The sequence below is a fragment of the Pseudoalteromonas sp. Angola-30 genome, from assembly GCF_028599215.1.
GTDB lineage: Bacteria > Pseudomonadota > Gammaproteobacteria > Enterobacterales > Alteromonadaceae > Pseudoalteromonas > Pseudoalteromonas atlantica.
On record NZ_JAQREI010000010.1, the window covers coordinates 13597 to 33989 of the forward strand.

Sequence of the window (20393 nt, forward strand, 5' to 3'; positions counted from 1 at the left end):
ATAACAATAAGGTTATAAATAGCGATGCACTTGCGATAAAAGGTCTGTTACAAAATGTGAATAAAAAAGGTTGGCATTAAAACGCCAACCTTCAAGGGAGTACTCTTTTTAAAGAGTGAAATTAGTGGTCGTGATCGTCTTCTTCTTCCTCTTGCGCAATACCAAGCCAAGTAATTGCACTAGGAGCAAAAGTAAGCTCAACCTCACTTTCAATTTCTAAGTCTTCAAGGTGTACTTGCACAACGTGCTGAGCAATAGGGTCGGCTACATAAGCAAACTGACCATTTTGCGCCACTGTCATGCTAAAGCTCATACCCTCTGGCATGGTTGATACATCTTGCTCGGTAATATCAACTTGGCCTTCAAGCTCCCAATGCATTTCGCCATCATGGTCGTGTGCACTAAATACATTTAAAAAGCCTAAGCTGTCTAATATTAAAAAGTGCTCGCCATGGGCAGAAAAAGAATACGACACAGCACTTGCGTCATCGGCTAGTTGCCATTCTAGTTCTTCCATTTGTGCTGTTGCTGGGTTAATAGTTACAATTACGGCTTCGCCGCCACCATGGCCAGATGCTACGCCAATAAAGGTCTCGCTATCTTCGTGGCCATAAATAGTACCAATGCGTAAATCGTCAACGGCTGTAATGTTCGCTATTTTTTCAGCTTCGTATTCATCATCGTGCTGGTGGGCTAATAACACACCATCGCTACAGCCAAATGCCACGTAGTCGTGGTTTTGTGCAGCACCGTGTAAATCAGGGCACGTAAGGTCTAAGGTTTGTTCAAGCTCATATTCACCATCATGAAAATGATAAACACCTACTTGGTCTGGCAGTACTTTAGCAACCGATGTGCTTTCGCTGTCATCACGGCGAAGTGTTGATAATAAATGCTCACCGCGTGGCTCTGCTACGCCGTGCATATTAATATCGTAACTAATACCCGGAAGTGTTGCTGTTGCGCTGGTTATGTCGTTATCTGTTAATACTTCAACAGAGGCAACCGTGCCTGAGTCTGCATCACCATCATAAAAAACAGCTAATTGGCCGTCATGTTTTACAAGGTGAGTAGGGCGGCTGCCACTTGTTAGCTCATAACTGCTAGCCGCTGGGCTTTGCTCGTAGTCGTGTAAATGCTCGCCATGGTCTTCACGCCATAAACCACCATCAATAAAGCCTAAGTAATCTTGTGCGCGGCTTGCAATAACGGTATAACGAAAATCAGGTGATGACGATAGCGTGTTTGAATCATTCGTCAGGGTAAATGTTTCAAGTAAAGCGTTGTCATCTAGGTCATAAAAGCTGGCTTCGTTGCTATCGCCTGCCAGTACAGCTAATCTGCCCAATGAATCAATTGTGTAGCCATCATCATGGTCGTGATCATCATCGTCATGATCGTGCTCGTCTTCTACAACAATAGGGTCTTTTTCTACAATATTGGTCTGGGCATCGCCACAGGCTGTAATAAATGTAGTGCTAATAGCCAGTGCAATAAGCTTTAATTTGTATAGTTTTTTCATGTTTATTTCCTTTAATTATAATTTTTTAATGCTTAAAAATAACCGCGAATGCCTAGCGCAAAGCTACGTCCTGGACGTGGTGCTATATCTTTTACAAACGAGCTGTGCACGCGTGCTTCTGTATCTGTTAAGTTGGTGCCTCGCAGGTACACAGACATATCTTGGTTTAATACTGAAAGGTCGTAAGAGATGCTTGCATCAACCAATGTGTAGCCGTCAGTTGCTGTTTCTTGTGGGGCTGTGCGGTCTTGCTTTTGATAGCGAGTAACGTGAATATGCGCACTGAGTTTATCTGTTTGGTAGCTTAGTTCGCTGCCAAAACGAAGCGGTGGAGTACGGGGTAAATCGCCGCCGTCTTTTAGGCGTGCACGAACGTAATCTGAGAATAAATCTACTTTAAATTCATCGGTTAATTGCCACGCAATTTGCGCTTCAAACCCGTGTAAAATTACGTCGTCTGTTTTAAATAAATAAACCGGCAGTTCTGATGAATGGTCGTGTTCGTCAGCCCCTTCTTCTTCATCGCCATGGTCGTGGCCACTTTCGGCGAATAAACCAGTGTCTATTTGGTAATAGTAATTATCTACTTGGTTGTAAAAGGCATTTAAAATAAAGCCAACATCACCTTGGGTTTTACGTAGTGTTAAATCGATATTATTGGCTGTTTCTAGGTCAATTGTTTGACTAGATAAACCTAAATGGCCGTCTTCATCTAAATCAAATAGTGCGCCTACTTCGTAGGTACCAGTACCAATGTGTGGCCCAAACGATAACAATTCAGAAGCAGAAGGCGCACGTTCAGAGCGCGATACAGAAAGTCCTAAATTATAGTTAGGTGTAAAATCCCACACTACGCCTGCAGATAAACTGATTGGCGTAAATTCGTGCTCTACGTCAAATACACGAGTGGTTTCTGCGCTTTCTTCGTGGTCGTGATCATGCTCGTCGGCTTCTTGCGCCTCATCGTGTGCATGAGCGTCAATATTTGGCAGTAATACGTCGCCTGCTTCAATTGTTACACGCTCAATACGCCCACCTAGCTGCACTAAAAAATCACCAAAGTGCCTTTCTTCCATTAGCGCTACAGCAAAGCTTTCGGTTTCTGATGGAGGAGTAAAGGCCTCTTCACCTTGTGCTTCAACATCGCTTTGTTTGTAATGAAAGCTAATGCCGCCATTCCACTCGTTAAATTGGTTATGTAGTAGGTCTATACGAAATTCGTTTGTTTCGTTTTTAAATGTGGTGCCTACAGCGCCACCTTCAATTTCAGCGTGTTCGTAGTCGGTGTGGCCAACGCGAAGGTTTACTTTGTTTAGCCATTTATTATCTAGGTTGTACTCACCTAATAATTGCACTTTAGTTTGCTCTAAATCAGCAAATACGCTTTCTTCTTCGTCGCTGTGCTCTTCCTCTTCTTCCTCGCCGTGCGTATGGCCCGGAATACCGTATTGACGATTAAATTGCTCTACTGCTAAGCCAATAAATCCGTTATCCATTAAATAGCTAGCGCCAACAGTAAAACCGTCAGACTCTTCATTACTGTTTTCAACAGTGTAATCGCCGCGATGCTCTTCACCGTCGCTATCTATCTCAGCCGCTACAGGCACTTCGTAGTCATCGGCTTCACGCCAAAATGCATCGGCGTAAAAAGCCACCGAGTCTGTGCCTGTGGTGGCATTAAACGAGGCTACTTTTTGGTTATCTACTGAGTTATGTTCTAGGTTCCACTCGCCGCGTGTTGTGCTGTCGGTTGGTACGCGGTTATCTACCACATTTACTACGCCACCAATGGCGCCACTGCCATAAAACAGTGTTGCAGGGCCGCGCAATACTTCAATTTGTTGTGCGGTAGACGCTTCTGATGCAACAGAATGATCGGGGCCAACGCGCGACACATCACTTACATCAAGGCCATTTTGAGTAATAAGTACACGCGGGCCGCTTAAACCACGAATAATTGGTGTACTGGCTACCTTCCCGTGAAAGTTAGTATTAACGCCTGGAAGTTTTTCAAGGCTGTCGCCAAGTGTTGCAGCTTGTTGTCGCCTTAGTTGTTCGCCAGATAAAACACTAACAGGTGAGGCAGATTCCATTGCCGACATATGAATAGGGGTTGCTTCAATATCAATAACTTCAATAGGTGAGCGCTTTAAATTAAACGTAACCGATTGGTTTTCATCATTCGTTATTGTTATATCGCGATGAAGGTGAGCATAACCTGGCGCCACAACATGAAGCTCTTTTAAGCCATTGTTTAGCTCGGTTATTACAAATTTACCGTTTTCATCGGTGGTTACTTTAAGGTCTGAGCCTTCAACTTCTACTGTTGCATTGGTAACTACTTTACCTTTGTTGTTTAGAACAACACCTTCAATTGTGGATGCAAGCACACTTGCAGGTAATAAAGCTGCTATGAGAGCAGCTAATTGTGATCTAGGTTTCATTTGACTACCTTGTTAGATGTTATATTATATCAATTATGCGAGAAGTGTTATAATGTATCAATAGTAATTAACTGTTGTTACTAAAATGTCTCTTTAAAAGTAACGCTTTTGAGTAGAGGCACTAATTTAGTAGAGGAAATAATGAAGTCGAGTCAAAGTGTTATGGATCGTATGGCGATTGGGTTATCGTTAATGTGTACAGTGCATTGTTTTGCAACCCCGGTTATTTTAGCGCTATTGCCAAGCTTTGCTGTACTGCAAATAGATAGTGAACAATTTCATTTATGGATTCTTGCGGCGGTATTGCCCACCAGTTTATTAGCATTGAGCCTAGGCTGTAAAAAGCATAAACGTTTACGTTATATGGCCTGTGGCGTTATTGGGCTAGCCTTTATGATATGTGCGGTATTACTAGGGCATGAGGTTGCCGAAAAAGCGTTTACTTTAATTGGGTCGGCGTTTATTGCTGTGGCTCATTGGTTTAATTACCAACAATGCCTTAAACAAAATGACGATAACTGCCCGTGTTCAAGCGATGAATCTGATCAGGTAGCTTAGCGTTGTTAGTGCTACAAACAACTAACGTGTAGCACTTTAAATTAATACCCTAGTGTTTAAATTTTTTAATAACCTGAAGCTAAAAGTGAGTTAAAGTAACCATCCAATATTGGTTTATTACGCTTGGCTTAGGCTAGGGCGTGCTGATCTTTGCGGGTTGAAATTTGTTCAATCTAGGGGCGATTAAATCGCGGCGCGAGGTTTGCAACCTAGTGGGCTAAGTAAAAACCGAGTAAAGCTTCCGCGTCCTGCTCACGCCCCTTACCTACATCCATGTAGGCAACAAAGAGTTTATCGCCCCTAGGCAGAACCCGAAGGGCAGCGCATGTTTGGCATTTATGCTGCGTTATCGCCTATTTATGGGGAGTAACCACACTTCATAGGCTCTGCCTTGCCTAAAAACCAAACATACTACTGCAAATTCAACCATCAGAGATCAACACGCCCTAGCATTACCATACGCTACAAAGAGCTAAATAGTTCTTTTAGCCGTAGGGCGTTTACCTTGTTATATAAAAACAAGGTAAACGCATTATTTGCTATGCTGCGGTTACTAACGGTTTTATTGCTCAGGCTCAAGGCGTTTAATTCCTTGTCCGTCAATGCCTAAGTAAATATAGCCATCACTGCCTTGTGCTAAGCTGCGGACGCGGCCTATTCCTTCTAAAATTTTATATTGCTTTGAAACACCTTTGTTAGATATTTCCAGTGCACTTAAAAACGAAAACTTCATAGACGATAGCAAAAGCTTGCCTTTTAATTGCGGGTACTTATCGCTGCTAACCAATAACATGTCAGAAGGGGCAATGGAGGGGGTCCAATGCAGTACGGGCGATTGCATGCCGTCTTTTTCTTGTATTTCGGTAAACGACGTACCGCTGTAATTAACCCCATAGCTAACCACCGGCCAGCCATAATTAGCGCCCGCTTTAATTATGTTTAGCTCATCGCCGCCGCGTGGGCCGTGCTCATGAGACCATAACGTTTGTGTTGTTTTTTCAAACCACATGCCTTGCGGGTTACGGTGTCCGTAAGACCAAATAGCGTGTTTAACGCTTTTTTGATTTACAAACGGGTTATCTTTAGGAATACGGCCATTATCGTGTAAGCGATAAATTTTACCACCATCACGGGTTAAGTCTTGTGGGTTTTTATCGCGCGACCCGCGATCGCCAATCGAAAAGTAAACATACCCTTGGTTATCAAACACAATACGGCTTCCGTAGTGCTGGCCTTTTGTGCTGTTATGCTCACCTTTGTATAGTAATTGTGTGTTTAAAAGCTCAGTGCGATCGTCACTAAGCTTGGCGCGCATTAGGGCTGTATTACTGCCACTTTTAGCGCCTTGGGTACTTGAGTAAGTTATGTAAAGCCATTGGCTATCGTCTGGTCCGCTATGTAGGGCTAAATCTAGTAAACCGCCTTGCCCGTTGGCATCAATTTGTGGCAAACCCGAGAGCTTAGTTAAGTTAGATGAGTTTTTAGGCAGTAAATAAAGTGTGCCGCTGCGCTCGGTTATAAGTAAATCACCATTACTTAACGGCTCAATAGCCCAGGGGATAGTTACCCCTTTAGCCACACTGACGGCCTTTACATTGAGCGGTAATACATCAAGGTTTTTGTAATCAACAGCCGCCACCGGTGTTGAAACGAGTACAGCTATAAACGCCGTTGATAATGTTTTAGCAATCGTTTTTGTAGGTATAAACGCAGTCATATCCCTGTCCAATAAATAAGCAAGTAATACCTACATTAGCATGCTGCTGATGATTTTGCTAAATGTAGCGCTTTAATAAAAACTATATACATTTCAATCATAAAGAGTTTACCCGCAGTGCTGTATGGCTGGTTTTAATATTTTAAATAGCTATTTATTACACCTTAATTGAGGCTTTAGTACAGCGCTTTAAATTAGAGGGATGCGTAAAAATTGCGCTAAAAAAACTGAATATTTACTCTAATACTGTTGAAATTAATTTTTTTGGGCGTACACTTGTGCGCTGAAGTTTGAGCGTACACATGTAAGTTCAAATTCAATATTTAATATCCAAGAGATTAATAGTGATGATTACTAAAGTATTAGACCAATTTTCGAAGTGGTTTTTACACCATCAAAGCTTTGCAGGCTACATTGAGCCCATAATGCAAATGGTTAAGCCTGCGTGGCGTGCTGGTCTTTATAGAGCAAAAATAGAAGAGCTGACGCAGCACAATGGTGATTTTTTAAGTATTACCTTAAAGCCAACTCAGCACTGGCAGGCACACATTGCTGGCCAACATATTAGTTTAACGGTAGAAATAAACGGGCGTTTATTAACTCGTGTGTTTACAGTTGCCTCAAGCCCTGAGCAATTTAAAAAAACGGGGTTGGTGCGTTTATTAATTAAAACTAATGAGCAAGGGCGTTTTACAAGCCTTTTAAGCAGGGCTTTACGAGTCGGTGAGTGGTGCAATGTTTCAGCGCCTAGTGGCGACTTTGTTTATAAAAACACCCAAAACAATGCAACGTTTATAGCGGGCGGCTCGGGTATTACACCTATGCTTGCCATGATTAGTGAGCATTTAAAATATACCACACAAAAAGTATCGCTGATTTACTATGCCAAAGCTGCTGCACACCAATGTGTAGACGAGCTAAGCGCATTAGCAAACCAGTTTTCGCATTTTTCTTTTTTACTGCTCACACGCGAGCAATCAGATGATATTACTCGCCATGTAAATGTATGGGAAAACCCAGATATATACTGCTGTGGGCCTGCAAACTTCATGAAAACGGTGTGTGACTTTGCTAAAAAACACCATTTAAATTACTACCAAGAGGCATTTGGTTTAACGCTGCCAAGCCAAAATGACGACAGCCTGTTTAACGTACAGATTAATAGCAGCGCTCATGTCGTAAATGCTAACAATGCATTGTTAGCACAGTTTGAAGCAAAACAATTACCGGTTAAACGCGGGTGTGGCATTGGTATTTGCCACCAGTGCCAGTGCATTAAAAAGTCAGGCGTGGTGCGTAATTTAAAAACTGGTGAGTTGAGTGATAACGGCGAGCAGTTAATTCAACTGTGTGTAAGTCAACCTGTTAGCGACTTGGAGTTACAGCTATGAAAAACATAAACTTTGATCAGTTAGCCCACGATTTAGATAGCATAAAAATGGATACGCTAGGCAAAGTAGGGCAACAAGATGCAAACTACATTCGCTCGGTTGTTAAAAAGCAGCGGCTATGTGAGTGGAGTGGCCGTATTTTACTTATGCTGGGCTTTATTCAGCCATTACTTTGGGTTGCGGGTGTACTGTTATTAGCGCTGGCAAAAATTTTAGACAACATGGAAATTGGCCACAATGTTATGCACGGCCAATACGATTGGATGAACGATAAGCAGCTTAACTCGCAGCATTATGAATGGGATATTGCTTGCGATGGGCAAAGTTGGCATCGCGTTCATAACTTTGAGCACCACACCTACACTAATATTATTGGTAAAGACCGCGACTTTGGTTATGGCTTATTGCGTTTAAGCAATGATTTTAAATGGCGCTTAAAAAATGTGTGGCAGTTTATTACATATATAAATTTAAGTGTGCTGTTTCAGTGGGGTGTGTCGTATCACGAGCTGGCAGCGGAACGTGTGTTTATAGGTAAAAAGAAAGAAAACCGCGAAGGGGGTGTATCGCATTCTACCCTAAAGCAGCGCTTTTTTAGTAAAGGTGCGCGCCAATTAATAAAAGATTATGTGATATTTCCTTTATTGGCAGGCCCTTTGTTTTTATGGGTATTAGCAGGCAACTTACTGGCAAATTTGATCCGTAATTTATGGACCTCAACCATTATTTTTTGTGGCCACTTTACCGAGGACACCGAAACCTTTAAAGAAGAAGACTGCATAAACGAAACGCAAGGGCAGTGGTATTATCGCCAGGTATTGGGCTCATCTAATATTACAGGCCCGCATTGGTTTCATGTTTTAACTGGGCATTTAAGTTGCCAAATTGAGCATCACTTATTTCCAGATATGCCGTCCTCTCGCTATCAAGAAGTGGCCCCGCAAGTGCAAGCCGTTATGCAAAAACACGGTATTGATTATCATACCGGTGGTTTTTTTAAACAGTACAGCTCGGTATTAAAACGTATTATTAGGTACTCGTTTAAATAAATAATGTGTCTTTAAAAAGCCGATTAATGAAGGTGCATTAATCGGCTTTTTTGTATGTGCTTAACAATATGGCCAATTTATAAACAGCAGTTGCAAAAATTTCTTTTTGATAATTAAAAAAGCCTCAGTTTTGCTATGGTTAAATGATGCATGAATGTCATACAATGGAGAAAAATAGACCACACAAGAGAGATTAAAATGGCCGCATTCGGTACCGTGTTTATGCCGCAGATGATTCAAGCTCGTTTTTCTGATAACCAATGGAGCGAAAGCTCAATCGTCCCTTCCGATAAACTTGAACTTCATGCGGGCGCGCACGTCCTTCATTATTCAAGCACGTGTTTTGAAGGCTTAAAAGCTTTTCGCCACGAAGATGGCTCTATTTATATTTTTAGAATAGATGCAAACATTGCGCGTATGCAGCAAAGCTCTGCGTTATTAAGCTTACCAAGCTTTGACGGTCAAATGCTAAAAGACATGATTATCGAGATTGTTAAAGAGTATGCTGATGAAACGCCACTACCACCAGGCTCTATGTACATTCGCCCAACTCACATAGGAACAGAGGCTGCCATTGGTAAAGCGGCTGCACCGTCAATGAGCTCGTTGTTATATACACTTTTATCGCCAGTTGGCGATTACTTTACCGGCGGCGCTACTGCACTGCGTGTATTACTTGAAGAAGATGGCATGCGCTGTGCCCCGCACATGGGCATGGTAAAAAGTGGCGGTAACTATGCCAGTGCACTTGCACCAATTAGCGCAGCACGCGAAAAATACCAAGCTGATCAAATCTTGTTTTGCCCTGGCGGCGACGTACAAGAAACAGGTGCAGCTAACTTTATTCTTATTGATGGTAACGAAATTATTACCAAAGCGCTTGATAGCACGTTTTTACATGGCGTAACCCGTAATAGCATTTTAACCATTGCAAAAGATTTAGGCATGACGGTAAGCGAGCGTAACTTTAGCGTTACCGAGCTTTTAGAGCGTGCTGCAAAGCCAGGCACAGAAGCTGCACTTTCAGGTACTGCTGCGGTGTTAACGCCGGTAGGCACGTTTATTCATAACGATAAAGAATACAAAGTAGGCAGTGGCGAGCCAGGCCCTACAACAGCGCGATTACGCCAAGCATTGAACGATATTCAATGGGGTAAAAGTGAAGACAAACACGGCTGGTTAACTAAAATCTAATTGATTTGAGCAGTTCGCAGTAAAAAGCCACCGACTAGGTGGCTTTTGTGTTTTTGAGTACTTTTTGAAATGTTTAGCGCTTAAAACTTCATTTCTATTTTGCCATACACGTAACGGCCATTAAATCCGTAGGGCGAAAAGCTCGAATAAGCAAACAAGCGAGAAAAAGTAGAGACTTCTTCTACATTTTCGCGGGTAGGATCTGGGTATACATCAAAAATGTTATTGGCACCTAAACTAAGCGTTAGGTTATCGGTAGCGGCATAGGCTACATCTAAATCAGTGATCCACTTAGGCTTTAATACCTCGTTTAGCTCAGGCGTTGATGAAGGGTCTTGGGTTTCACCATAACGCGTAGTTCTTAGTGTGGTACGCAGCGCATCATGGGTCCATGTAGCACTTAAATTATATTTATTGCGCGGGGTGCTTACTTCAAAGCGGCGCAGCTCTGTACCTGAGAACAAGTTGTCTTGATCAAACCCAGCACCTTGCAGTTCAGCGGGCGGGTCAATAATATCAGTGACTTCATTTTTGCCGTAGTTATACCCTAAGTTAAAGGCAATATCGCCATAGCCATCGGTTATTAAGTTGTACGAGGCAACCACATCAACACCACGCGTTTTACTATCAATAGCGTTTAAGAAAAAGCGGCCTTGGTTAGCGCCCGTGCCTGCTAGTAGCTCTTCTATTGCTGCGCCCGATAAATTGTTAGATAAAACAATACGGTCATCAATTAGTATTTGATAGTAATCAACCGATAAGCTGAAATTAAAGTCGGTAGACCAAGTAAAGCCAACCCCGTAGTTAGTGGCTTCTTCGGCATCAAGGCCCGGTGATCCAAGCGCTTTAGCTACATCGCTGCTTGGTGCAAAGGTGCCGGTTTCGGTCGGAACGCTATCAACAAATACAGTAGCAACCGAAGTAAAATATTGCTGTTGTAATGAAGGCGCTCTAAACCCCGTTGAAGCTGAAGCGCGTATGGCTAAATCTTCGGTTAACGAATAGCGCGTTGCAATTTTGCCGTTAAGTGTATCGCCAAAATCTGAGTAATCCTCATAACGGGCTGCCACAGCTATGTTCCAATCATCTGTCAGGTAGGTTTCTAAGTCTATGTAAAAGCTTACATTATGGCGGCTGTTGTCACCTTCTGATTCGGGTGTAAAGCCTGGAAATACTTGTGCACCTGCTGCACCAAACGGGCCATCTTCGCCTGTGACTACGCCACCTGGGCCAAATGAGCCTTGTGCGTATGAGGCTTCTTCGCCAGCTTCTATTTGATAGCCTTCTGTGCGGTACTCAGCACCAATGGCAACACTTACCGCGCTTTCTAAAAAGCTGACATCCACTTCGCGGCTTAAATCAACATTTAAAGTAAGTTGATCGTATGTGAGCGTACCTGCATCAAAGCGTGTTTGGCTAGTGGGGCCATATGAGGTATTTAAACTATTGGTTACGCCAAATTCAAATGCATCTTCACCATACACAGCCGATACATCGTAGTTCCAATCACTTATAAAGCCTTTAACACCTAACGCGAGTGAGTAGTCGTTTATATCTGAGGTGATCACAGGTAAAAAACCGTCGGGGTATATTTCTTCTATATTACGGCTATCGCTTGCGCGTCTATAAAAACCAGCGCCTTCACCTTCACGTTTAGAGTAAGAGCCAAATGAATACAAATCTGCATCGTTAGCTAATTGATACCCTGCATTATAAAAAACCGATAGGTCTTCTACATTCCCATTACCAAAGTTATGGTTATAGCGGTTAACTGTAAACTCGCGAGGGTCGAGTGAGCCATCTTCTAATCGGTCGTAGTTTTCGCGTTGATCGTAATCGGCACGGTTAGTTGAGTGGCGGTCGCGGTATTCAGTCGAAATGTTTAAAAAGCCATTATCACCAAGCTCTAAACCAATATTACCTTGCAAAGTGAGCGTTTGCCCATCGGTTAAAGAGCGATCGCCGCCTTCGGTAAATGCTAGGTTGCCATTGCTACCCTCTGATACCGATTCAAGCTGAGGCACACCATCCATTTCGGTGATATTAGCCCCATAAATAGCCGCAAGGGAGCCGCCGCTGCTTGCGCTTTTAAGTACAATGTTAATCACACCCGCTATAGCATCAGAGCCGTATTGCGCCGCAGCGCCATCGCGTAAAACTTCAATGCGTTCAATTGCATTAGCTGGTATTGCATTTAAATCTACAGAAGATGAGCCACGGCCCGTTGAACCATTTAAATTAAGCAGTGCGCTACTATGACGACGCTTTCCATTAACCAGCACTAAGGTATGATCGGGTGCTAAACCACGTAGTTGTGCAGGGCGTACATGATCACTGCCATCGGTAAGCGATGCCTGTGGAAAGTTAAAACTTGGTAACAAATTGCTCAGTAGCGCGTTTGTTTCCGTAAGGCCTGAACTGGTAAGCGCCTCAGCGCCAATAATATCAATAGGTACGGCGCTGTCTTCAACTGTGCGCCCTAAACGGCGTGAGCCAATAACGCTTATTTGCTCTATATCTTCTTGTGCTTGAGGTGTTTGCTGTGCCGCGTGGGCAGTAAACGCACCAAATAGCGAAAGCGATGCGCCCACAGCCACTGCTGTACTCACTTTTAAGTTATTTAACCTAAACGGTAGGCTTTTATTCATGTTGTTAATCCTCATTTGATCACCCATTGATTTAAAATTTTTGTTTTTATAGCTGCTACTTTTTAATGGAGCTGCTTTGAGAACATAAACCGCATTAACAAAACGAGTCAATTGAATAACATTCAATTAAAATTAAAGGGTATATAGTTACAAGGTCTAATTAATAAGACTAAATGAGGTAAAAGCTATAAATAGGCTGGAGTTTGTAAGTAACTGATGAACCACAAAATAATTGGCAACCATGAAGTTTACTTTTAATTAACAGGTAAGAGCAGTGCGCACGCCTTTAATAATGGCTGTTACTCAGTGTTTTTTAAATTAAATGTATAACCCACCTTTTATATGTTAAATAAATTAACATATAAAGAGCAGGTTATTTAAGCTGAAAATTGTATAGCGTTTAAAAAGGTTGCGAGTGATTTTTATAATAAAATAATATAAAAATTAAAATTTTATTTTACCGATAAGTATATCTTTAAACATGACCCAATCTCCCCATAAGCTATAAAGGGGGTGCTTAAAAGTGGCGGGGCGGTTTTTTTCAAAAAAGAAATGCCCAACCCAAGCAAATCCGTAGCCAATAACCGGTAATAACCACAGCAAGCTATATTGCTGCTTGATCAATGCAATAAAGATGACTGCAAGTACTAGCGTGCTGCCAATAAAGTGAAGCCTTCTGCAGGTTACATTGCGGTGCTCTTTTAAGTAATACGGGTAAAACGCTTTAAAGGAGTTAAAAGTGTGTGGTGTGTTCATAGTCAATGCTCTTATTTTTATAGTTTATTAAATATACAAGGGCCTGCTAGATTTTGCAGGAAAAATTTTTGCAAACAAGAGGTTATTTAACTGCGGCGCAAGGTTTGTAACCGAGTGGGCTCGATAACGCCTCCTGCGCACGCCTATTTATTTGCAATAACCCCTTTCACAGGCTCTACCCTTAACCAAACGCTTAACATGGTGTGCTCTTGGCTTTTTATTGTACTGGTGAGAATAACCGCTGGTAGGTTTTATAGGCGTACTCATCGCTCATGCCGCTTAGGTAGTCGCATATTATGCGCATCCCTTGGTTTTGTTTTTCAGCGTCTAGATAAAGCGCTTGCGTTGTTTCGGGTAATAAACGCAGAGGGTCACTGGCAAAAGCGGTAAATAATTCAATCAGTAAGTTTTGACCTTTAAACTCTATTTGCTGCATTTCTGGGTCGCGTATTAAGCGATTAAATACAAAATGCTTAAGTATTTGTAAAACACGCTCGTACTGTGGGTCTAGCTTTGCAGTGTACTTTAAAATAGGGCACTCAAAATCACCATGCTGAACATCTAAATGAATATGAATAATAAACATATTTACCAGCTCGCCAATGGCATCTTTACGCTCAAAATCGTTTTTTGAAAACAAGCGTTGGGTAAGCGAGTCTAATTTAGTGTTTAACCAATCGTAATTAAGCGTGTTTAAGTGGGGTAATGCATGTGTTTGCCAATCATCTAGTGTGAGCACTTTAGTGGCTATGGCATCTTCTAGGTCGTGCACTGCATATGCTATGTCATCGGCATGTTCCATTATAGCGCTATCTAACGATTTATAACGGGTTTTTGCACGGTACTGATCTATTGGTGTATGGCTAGTTAATAGGGCTTTGTCGTTGTCGCTTAAAGGGGCAATGATCCATTTAAATATTTGAGCATCGTCTTTGTATAAGCCTTTAGCGGGGCGCCAATCATCTGCTTTTATAAATGAGCGTGTATTATTTACCGTCGGAATGGTGTGCCATAAATCGTCTATAAATGCGGGGTATTTAATAAAGCCAAGCAACGTGCGGCGCGTTAGGTTCATGCCGTGGCCGTTAGAGTAAGGCTCAAGTTTAGCGACTATACGTAATGTTTGTGCGTTGCCTTCAAATCCACCGTGCTCACGCATCATATAATTTAAGGCTATTTCGCCGCCATGGCCAAACGGCGGATGGCCTATATCGTGGGCTAAACATAAGGTTTCTAATAAACCGGTAGAGGGGAAGTGTTCAAAATCGCTGTGCTGTGCTTTTAAATGCCGTAATATGCCGGTACCAATTTGCGATACCTCCAAAGAATGCGTTAAGCGTGTGCGATAAAAGTCGTTTAAGCCTATCCCCATAATTTGGGTTTTTGCTTGTAAGCGCCTAAAAGCTGCGGCATGAATTATACGAGAGCGGTCTACCTGCCAGGGGGAGCGATTATCGTTAGGACGATTTTTATACTGTTCTATTATTCGGCTTTGCCATTGCTTATCCATACTGCTTACTCACAAAACATTGTTATACACGGTATAAGCTCAGTATACCCATGCCCTAATAAATTGCGAATGAACAAGTACATAACCTGAGCTGGTGGATAATATATTTATCGCAAGCAGCCACTTTAGCATTTTTTAGCAAAGCGTGGCCCTTAAAGGGTTACACACTGGGTGTTATTCGCGTTTATGTAGTGGCTTAGGTATAATGGGGTTTCGTATGTGTGTGTATTACCCATGCATAATTGTTGTTTGAAAGAGAGACTACATGCTAAAAACCATTTTAAAGCTGTTACTAAGCGTATTTTTTTTATGGGCGCTTGCATATCCGTTTATGCAAAGTAATGAGCAAGAGGTTGAAGAACAAACCACAGGTGAACAACCTAAAAAAGTAAAGAAAAAAGAAAAACCCCTGCACAATGTTACCTTACCTAAATTTTCTGAGTTTGCTGATGTAAAAGAGAAAAAACAGGCATTTTTTGATTTTATTCGCCCGCATGTTGAGGCTGAAAATAAAAAAATATTACAGCAACGCGCTAAGTTAGAAATTGCGCGTATGATGCTTGAATACAACGAACCGCTCGAGAAAAAGCAACAGCGCGACATCGTTAATATTTTAAAAGCCTATGGCTTACCAGAAACAGTAAACACCCTAATTTTAAGCCAAGCGCTGCGCCGTGTTGATATTATTCCTAAAGAGCTTGCGCTAATGCAAGCGGCGAATGAGTCGGCGTGGGGCACATCGCGCTTTGCACGCATAGGGCTTAACTTTTTTGGCCAATGGTGTTATTCAAAAGGCTGCGGTATGGTGCCAAGACGCCGCAATAGTGGAGCGGCGCACGAAGTTGCTGCATTTAAGTCGGTACGCGCGGCAGTAAGCTCGTATTTTAGAAATATAAACACGCATAATGCCTACAAAGATTTACGCCTGATACGCGAAGATTTACGACAACAGCAAAAGCCCATTGCGGCAACGGCACTAACGCATGGTTTAATGTCGTACTCAGAGCGCGGCGAGGCCTACATAGAAGAGCTAAACACCATGATTAACCAAAACAGAGCTTACTTTGATGAATAAAAAACGACTCATAAATATTAACGCCATACTCATTTTATTAAGTTTGGCGGCAAGTACCGTCAATGCCAAAGAGTTTGTTATGTCGTACGATGGCTTTTACGATAGATTAAAAGTGGTTAACAAGGGCGACTTTCAGTATGCACGAGTTAACTTTTACATTAGCGATATTGCCACAAACGAGGCATGTGCAATTAAAAGCGGCACAATTTTAACTGAAAATAACGAATACCCGCTTAATTTTACCGATAAAGCACAGTTACTTTTACCGTTTGATAAGCAGCTCGATACGGATAAAGCCGTTATTGTTGTAGAGCCACAAAACCCTGATCACGATTGTCAGTTAAAACTGCAAATTGAGGCCAGCGAATTTGAAGGGCTTAGCTTAACTAAAGATTCGTTGTACACAATTAATAACGAGTTAGATGAACTTTTAACAGATTTATCAGGCTTTTTTGTTAGTAAGCTCATGTGGTTTTTATTGCCTGAGCAAAAAGGCGTTGCTGTAACATTTAAAGAGCCTGTGACTTTTAATAACCCACATATACAGTGCGAAAAATCAATCTGCTACTTTGCAGTACAGGATAACTGGGAAGATGACGTAAATCTGCTTGGTGATATAGAAAACGTAGTTAAAGTAACCCCCTGGATAGCAAAATAAGTTACTGGGGGTTAATAAAAACGGCGCTTAATATAGCGCCGTTTTTTTATGCGTTTTTATGCGTTTTTATGCGTTATTTTGACAATGCTTGGGTTGAATCACGTCTAATTAGGGTGGGTTCAAACACGCGGTTTATGTGTAAGTTTTTATACTGATAGACATCTTGTAGCACCATTTTTGCAGCCATTTCACCCATTTCTTCTACTGGGTTATCTATGGTGGTAAGTGTAGGGTAAAGATAATTGGCAAATATAACGTTATCAAAGCCAATCACCGACAAATCGTTTGGTAAATTAAAACCATGCTCACGGGCGTATTTCATAGCACCTGATGCCATTTCATCGTTGGCACACACTAAAGCACTAAACGGAATACGCGTGTTGAGTAGTTTTTCAAGGCCTTTGCTGCCGCCAATTTCGTTAAAATCACCTTCGTAAAACAGCGCCTCATTAAAGGGAATGTTTTTTTCGTGCAGCGCTTTTTTATGGCCTTTTAAACGGTTTCTGGCATCGGCTTTAACTTGCGGCCCCGCGATATAAGCTATATTTGTGTGGCCTTGTTCAACAATAGATTTACTGGCTAAGTAGCCGCCGAGTTCGTTATCTAGGCTAATGCAGTTACTTTCAAGTGAATGTACGTATCGGTTAATAAGGTAAATAGGGGTTTTACCTTTACTTAGCTCAATTAGGTAGTCATCACTGACTGACTCTACATGTAAAATTAGCGCATCGCATTTGCGGCTAATTAAAAATTCAATGCCGTCTTTTTCTTTATCGTCTTCACTGTGACCGGTGGTAATAATAACGTGCTTACCCGCAGCGCGTAGGGCTGACTCGATGCCTGCCATCATTTGAGCAAAGAAAGGACCATGAAGCTCTGATACCAAAATACCCACGCTGTTGGTTCTGTTAGAGGCAAGCGATTGCGCAATAGAGTTGGGCTTATAGCCCAGCTGCTGCATTGCATCGAGTACTTTTTTAGTGGTTTTTTCACTTACGCGGGTGTTTTTATTCATTACCCGTGACACTGTAGCTAACGATACGCCAGCAAGCTCCGACACTTCATAAATTGTGGCCATGTTATTGTTAACTCACTTATATCCTTTATTTTGGCGGGCAAATAATACCGTACCCACCAAATGTTAACTAGCACTAGTTTTTAGCGATGCCTGTATAGAGGCTAACTGTGCGTTATTGAGCGTGTATTTACGCATAATAAATGCAACAAACAAAGAGCCAAACGCCGGTATAATAGTAAACGATAATAAAATACCCTGTTGCGTATCAAGGCTCTGCATTGTTTGCGCTTGGTAATTATAAAAAGACAGCAGCCAGCCTGCAATTGCACCGCCTAACGCCACACCCATTTTTATAAAAAATATAACGCCCGAATATACTAGGCCAGTAATTCTTACCCCAGTTTTGTGGTGCCCGTAGTCTATGGTGTCGGCCATTTTTGCCCACAGTAGCGGGGTGGCCATATCTAAAAAAAACTTCCACAAAATAAAGGCGGCAAATGCCAAGGTAATATTATCAGGGGAGATAAAATAGCTCGCAATACATATGCCCGCAGCGATTAACTGCAAACTAATATAGGCTTTTATTTTACAAAATCGCTTAGCCAACGGCTGAGCACACGCACACCCAACCATACTGGCAACCACTCCTAGGGTCATAAAGGAGGTAATTAAATCTTCTTGCCCTAGATAGTATTTAACGTAATAAACCCCTAAGGTTAAACGTAATACTTGGCCAGTGAGTAAAAATAGCGCGGCAGCGCACAGGACTCGCCATTGATCGTTTTTAATCAAGGTTTTTAAACTTTTAAACAACGACAGGTTTTGCTCAGGCGGTTGCTCTACACGCTCTTTGGTACCAAAAAAACACAGTAAAAATAACACTAAGCCAAGCAAGCTCATTGCCGTCATGGTGTATTGGTAGCCTTTGGCATTATCGCCTTGGCCAAAGTATTCAACCATTGGCATTGTACAGCCCGCAACAATAACGCCGCCTAACATACCAAACACAAAACGATAAGATTGCACGCTAACACGCTCTTTTACATCGTTAGTGAGCACGCCACCTAATGCGCAATAAGGAATATTTATGGCGGTATACGCCACCATAAGCAAGGTGTAGGTAGTAAAGGCGTAAATAATTTTATCGGTGCCTTCAAGCTCTGGCGTGGTAAAAGCTAAAATACTAATAAGCGCAAAGGGCAGGGCAAGCCACAATAAATAGGGCCTAAAATGGCCAAAGCGCGACTGGGTTTTATCGGCTAAGTTGCCCATAACTGGGTCGGTGATGGCATCAAACAATCTAACCACTAAAAACATGGTGCCTACCACCGCAGGAGAAAGCCCTACTACATCTGTGTAGTAAAGCATTAAAAACATCATAACTGTTTGAAAAATAATATTACTTGCCGTATCGCCAAGGCCATAGGCTATTTTTTCTTTTACACTTATCATGATGTTAGGTTCTCGCTTTTTGATTTTTATTTATGCGATTAATCGAATAGCTTTTATTGGCTATTTACGGCTTTGTATCAAGCTTTTATAAGCTTGGCCACTGGCTTTTATAGTACGTTGCTGAGTTTTATAATCAACGTAAACAATACCAAAGCGTTTTAAGTAGCCCTCAGCCCATTCAAAATTATCCATTAAGCTCCACGCAAAGTAACCAATAATATTAACCCCTTGGGCTGTGGCATCGTGCACGGCATTTAAGTGGCTATGATAGTAGTTTAGGCGTTCTACATCGTTTACCTCGCCATTTTTTATGGTGTCGGGCATAGCCGCGCCGTTCTCGGTTATATAAATAGGCGGTAAGGTGTAGGTGTTGTTAAGCGTTACAAGTAAATCGCTAAACGACTGCGGGTAAATTTCCCAGCCCATGTCGGTTAAAGGCCCTTGTGGTGCAAGTGGCTCGTATATATCGCTAGGGTGTGCTTTGTATACTTGGCGCGTATAAAAATTAATGCCCAAGTAATCAATAGATTGTGAAATTATGTCCATATCGCCAGGGTGGATTTCAGGCTGCTGATTGCTAGGAAGCTGTTTTATAATTTCTGGGTATTGGCCATCCATTATTGGTTTCATATACCATTGATTTAAATAATCATCGGCGTAACGAGCTGCATTTATATCCTCGGCTGACTGCGTTAATGGGTAGCAAGGTGTAAAATTAAGCACAATACCATTTTGAGTATTAGGCGAGGTTTGCTTTAACACATCCATTGCCAAACCATGGGCAAGCAATAAATGGTGCGCTGCTTTTTTACCGTACTCTTTGCCCACTAAACCTGGGGCATGTATGCCTACTTCGTAGCCTAAAAAAGCACTGCAAAATGGCTCATTTAGGGTCGCGTACGAAAATACCCGCTCGCCAAATGCTTGGCTAATAAGCTTTACATACCGAGCAAATTCATAAGCTGTATCGCGATTTAACCAGCCGCCTTTATCTTCTAAATGTTGAGGTAAATCCCAGTGATATAGCGTTACAAACGCTTTAATGTTGCGCTTATTAAGCTCATCAAGAATATTAGTATAAAACTTTACGCCCTCAGGGTTTAGCTCGCCCGATAAGGTAATAACTCGCGGCCAAGAGATAGAAAGTCTATATGCATCTACGCCAAGCGAGTCTATTAATTCAATATCGTTTTGCCACTGGTTGTAATGATCGCAGGCAACATGCCCATTTGAGCTGTCGGCTATTTTGTTGGGTGTATCGCAAAAGGTATCCCATATACAGGGCAGGCGATGCTCATACCCGCCTTCAATTTGAAATGATGCCGTAGCCACACCATAAACAAAGTTTTTTGTTAATAGAGGTGAATGAGATGGTAACGATAATTTTGTCATTAGTAACAA

Annotated in this window: 15 protein-coding genes; 6 read left to right on the top strand and 9 right to left on the bottom strand. The window is 42.0% G+C overall.

The annotated features are described in order from the left end of the window. Positions 1–121 precede the first annotated feature (121 nt). Together PSH54_RS12995 and PSH54_RS13000 are read right to left on the bottom strand one after the other, a co-directional pair. Positions 122–1522, bottom strand: coding sequence for a 5-methyltetrahydrofolate--homocysteine methyltransferase (locus PSH54_RS12995; protein ID WP_273606293.1), 1401 nt, complete (start codon positions 1520–1522; stop codon positions 122–124). 32 nt (positions 1523–1554) lie between these two features. Beyond that, positions 1555–3966, bottom strand: a complete 2412-nt coding sequence (locus tag PSH54_RS13000) for a TonB-dependent receptor (RefSeq protein WP_273606294.1) — start codon at positions 3964–3966, stop codon at positions 1555–1557. 141 nt (positions 3967–4107) lie between these two features. Here PSH54_RS13000 and PSH54_RS13005 point away from each other — a divergent pair, with 141 nt between their 5' ends. Next, positions 4108–4524 (top strand): MerC domain-containing protein, encoded by a 417-nt coding sequence (locus PSH54_RS13005; RefSeq protein ID WP_264390869.1) that lies wholly within the window; start codon positions 4108–4110, stop codon positions 4522–4524. A 562-nt stretch (positions 4525–5086) separates the two neighbouring features. On the opposite strand, the gene PSH54_RS13010 is transcribed toward PSH54_RS13005, so the two are convergent. After that, positions 5087–6241, bottom strand: a complete 1155-nt coding sequence (locus tag PSH54_RS13010; RefSeq protein ID WP_273606295.1) for a PQQ-dependent sugar dehydrogenase — start codon at positions 6239–6241, stop codon at positions 5087–5089. Between the two features lie 347 nt (positions 6242–6588). On the opposite strand from PSH54_RS13010, the gene PSH54_RS13015 reads away from it, so the two are divergent. The 3 genes from PSH54_RS13015 to PSH54_RS13025 all read left to right on the top strand — a co-directional run bounded on the left by PSH54_RS13015 (position 6589) and on the right by PSH54_RS13025 (position 9875). Further along, positions 6589–7632: a flavin reductase family protein gene (locus PSH54_RS13015; protein ID WP_248461642.1), complete on the top strand. Its 1044-nt coding sequence runs from the start codon at positions 6589–6591 to the stop codon at positions 7630–7632. After that, positions 7629–8681 carry a fatty acid desaturase family protein gene (locus tag PSH54_RS13020; RefSeq protein ID WP_138684972.1) on the top strand — a complete coding sequence of 351 codons (1053 nt, stop codon included), beginning with the start codon at positions 7629–7631 and terminating at the stop codon, positions 8679–8681. Before PSH54_RS13015 ends, PSH54_RS13020 begins: the two co-directional genes overlap by 4 nt. Positions 8682–8831: 150 nt before the next feature. Beyond that, entirely contained in the window at positions 8832–9875 is a 1044-nt protein-coding gene (locus PSH54_RS13025) for a branched-chain amino acid aminotransferase (RefSeq protein ID WP_083901793.1), read from the top strand. Positions 9876–9955: 80 nt separating this feature from the next. On the opposite strand, the gene PSH54_RS13030 is transcribed toward PSH54_RS13025, so the two are convergent. From PSH54_RS13030 to PSH54_RS13040, 3 genes are all read right to left on the bottom strand, one after another. Continuing rightward, on the bottom strand, positions 9956–12523 hold the full coding sequence (locus PSH54_RS13030; RefSeq protein ID WP_273606296.1) for a TonB-dependent receptor plug domain-containing protein: 2568 nt from the start codon (positions 12521–12523) through the stop codon (positions 9956–9958). A gap of 444 nt (positions 12524–12967) precedes the next feature. Beyond that, entirely contained in the window at positions 12968–13279 is a 312-nt protein-coding gene (locus PSH54_RS13035) for an Mpo1-like protein (protein WP_138612622.1), read from the bottom strand. A 217-nt stretch (positions 13280–13496) separates the two neighbouring features. Continuing rightward, a complete protein-coding gene (locus tag PSH54_RS13040; RefSeq protein WP_273606297.1) occupies positions 13497–14789 on the bottom strand; it encodes an anti-phage deoxyguanosine triphosphatase in 1293 nt (430 codons plus the stop codon). Positions 14790–15054: 265 nt separating this feature from the next. Between PSH54_RS13040 and PSH54_RS13045 the strand changes: the two genes are divergently transcribed. Further along, positions 15055–15864 (top strand): glucosaminidase domain-containing protein, encoded by an 810-nt coding sequence (locus tag PSH54_RS13045; protein ID WP_029772709.1) that lies wholly within the window; start codon positions 15055–15057, stop codon positions 15862–15864. After that, on the top strand, positions 15857–16522 hold the full coding sequence (locus PSH54_RS13050) for a DUF2987 domain-containing protein (RefSeq protein WP_031289865.1): 666 nt from the start codon (positions 15857–15859) through the stop codon (positions 16520–16522). Before PSH54_RS13045 ends, PSH54_RS13050 begins: the two co-directional genes overlap by 8 nt. A gap of 73 nt (positions 16523–16595) precedes the next feature. Here the strand turns inward: PSH54_RS13050 and PSH54_RS13055 are convergent, their stop codons facing one another. The 3 genes from PSH54_RS13055 to PSH54_RS13065 all read right to left on the bottom strand — a co-directional run bounded on the left by PSH54_RS13055 (position 16596) and on the right by PSH54_RS13065 (position 20384). Beyond that, entirely contained in the window at positions 16596–17600 is a 1005-nt protein-coding gene (locus PSH54_RS13055) for a LacI family DNA-binding transcriptional regulator (protein ID WP_138612625.1), read from the bottom strand. 63 nt (positions 17601–17663) lie between these two features. Then, positions 17664–18992, bottom strand: a complete 1329-nt coding sequence (locus PSH54_RS13060) for a glycoside-pentoside-hexuronide (GPH):cation symporter (RefSeq protein WP_054982646.1) — start codon at positions 18990–18992, stop codon at positions 17664–17666. Between the two features lie 60 nt (positions 18993–19052). Beyond that, positions 19053–20384, bottom strand: coding sequence for a GH1 family beta-glucosidase (locus tag PSH54_RS13065; protein ID WP_273606298.1), 1332 nt, complete (start codon positions 20382–20384; stop codon positions 19053–19055). Between the last annotated feature and the right edge of the window lie 9 nt (positions 20385–20393).

Coding starts and splice junctions, on each gene's coding strand:
- PSH54_RS13000 (WP_273606294.1), bottom strand. CDS start 3,966: ATGAAACCTAGATCACAATTAGCTGCTCTCATAGCAGCTTTATTACCT.
- PSH54_RS13010 (WP_273606295.1), bottom strand. CDS start 6,241: ATGACTGCGTTTATACCTACAAAAACGATTGCTAAAACATTATCAACG.
- PSH54_RS13050 (WP_031289865.1), top strand. CDS start 15,857: ATGAATAAAAAACGACTCATAAATATTAACGCCATACTCATTTTATTA.
- PSH54_RS13025 (WP_083901793.1), top strand. CDS start 8,832: ATGAATGTCATACAATGGAGAAAAATAGACCACACAAGAGAGATTAAA.
- PSH54_RS13065 (WP_273606298.1), bottom strand. CDS start 20,384: ATGACAAAATTATCGTTACCATCTCATTCACCTCTATTAACAAAAAAC.
- PSH54_RS13005 (WP_264390869.1), top strand. CDS start 4,108: ATGAAGTCGAGTCAAAGTGTTATGGATCGTATGGCGATTGGGTTATCG.
- PSH54_RS13015 (WP_248461642.1), top strand. CDS start 6,589: ATGATTACTAAAGTATTAGACCAATTTTCGAAGTGGTTTTTACACCAT.
- PSH54_RS12995 (WP_273606293.1), bottom strand. CDS start 1,522: ATGAAAAAACTATACAAATTAAAGCTTATTGCACTGGCTATTAGCACT.
- PSH54_RS13020 (WP_138684972.1), top strand. CDS start 7,629: ATGAAAAACATAAACTTTGATCAGTTAGCCCACGATTTAGATAGCATA.
- PSH54_RS13040 (WP_273606297.1), bottom strand. CDS start 14,789: ATGGATAAGCAATGGCAAAGCCGAATAATAGAACAGTATAAAAATCGT.
- PSH54_RS13060 (WP_054982646.1), bottom strand. CDS start 18,992: ATGATAAGTGTAAAAGAAAAAATAGCCTATGGCCTTGGCGATACGGCA.
- PSH54_RS13055 (WP_138612625.1), bottom strand. CDS start 17,600: ATGGCCACAATTTATGAAGTGTCGGAGCTTGCTGGCGTATCGTTAGCT.
- PSH54_RS13045 (WP_029772709.1), top strand. CDS start 15,055: ATGCTAAAAACCATTTTAAAGCTGTTACTAAGCGTATTTTTTTTATGG.
- PSH54_RS13035 (WP_138612622.1), bottom strand. CDS start 13,279: ATGAACACACCACACACTTTTAACTCCTTTAAAGCGTTTTACCCGTAT.
- PSH54_RS13030 (WP_273606296.1), bottom strand. CDS start 12,523: ATGAATAAAAGCCTACCGTTTAGGTTAAATAACTTAAAAGTGAGTACA.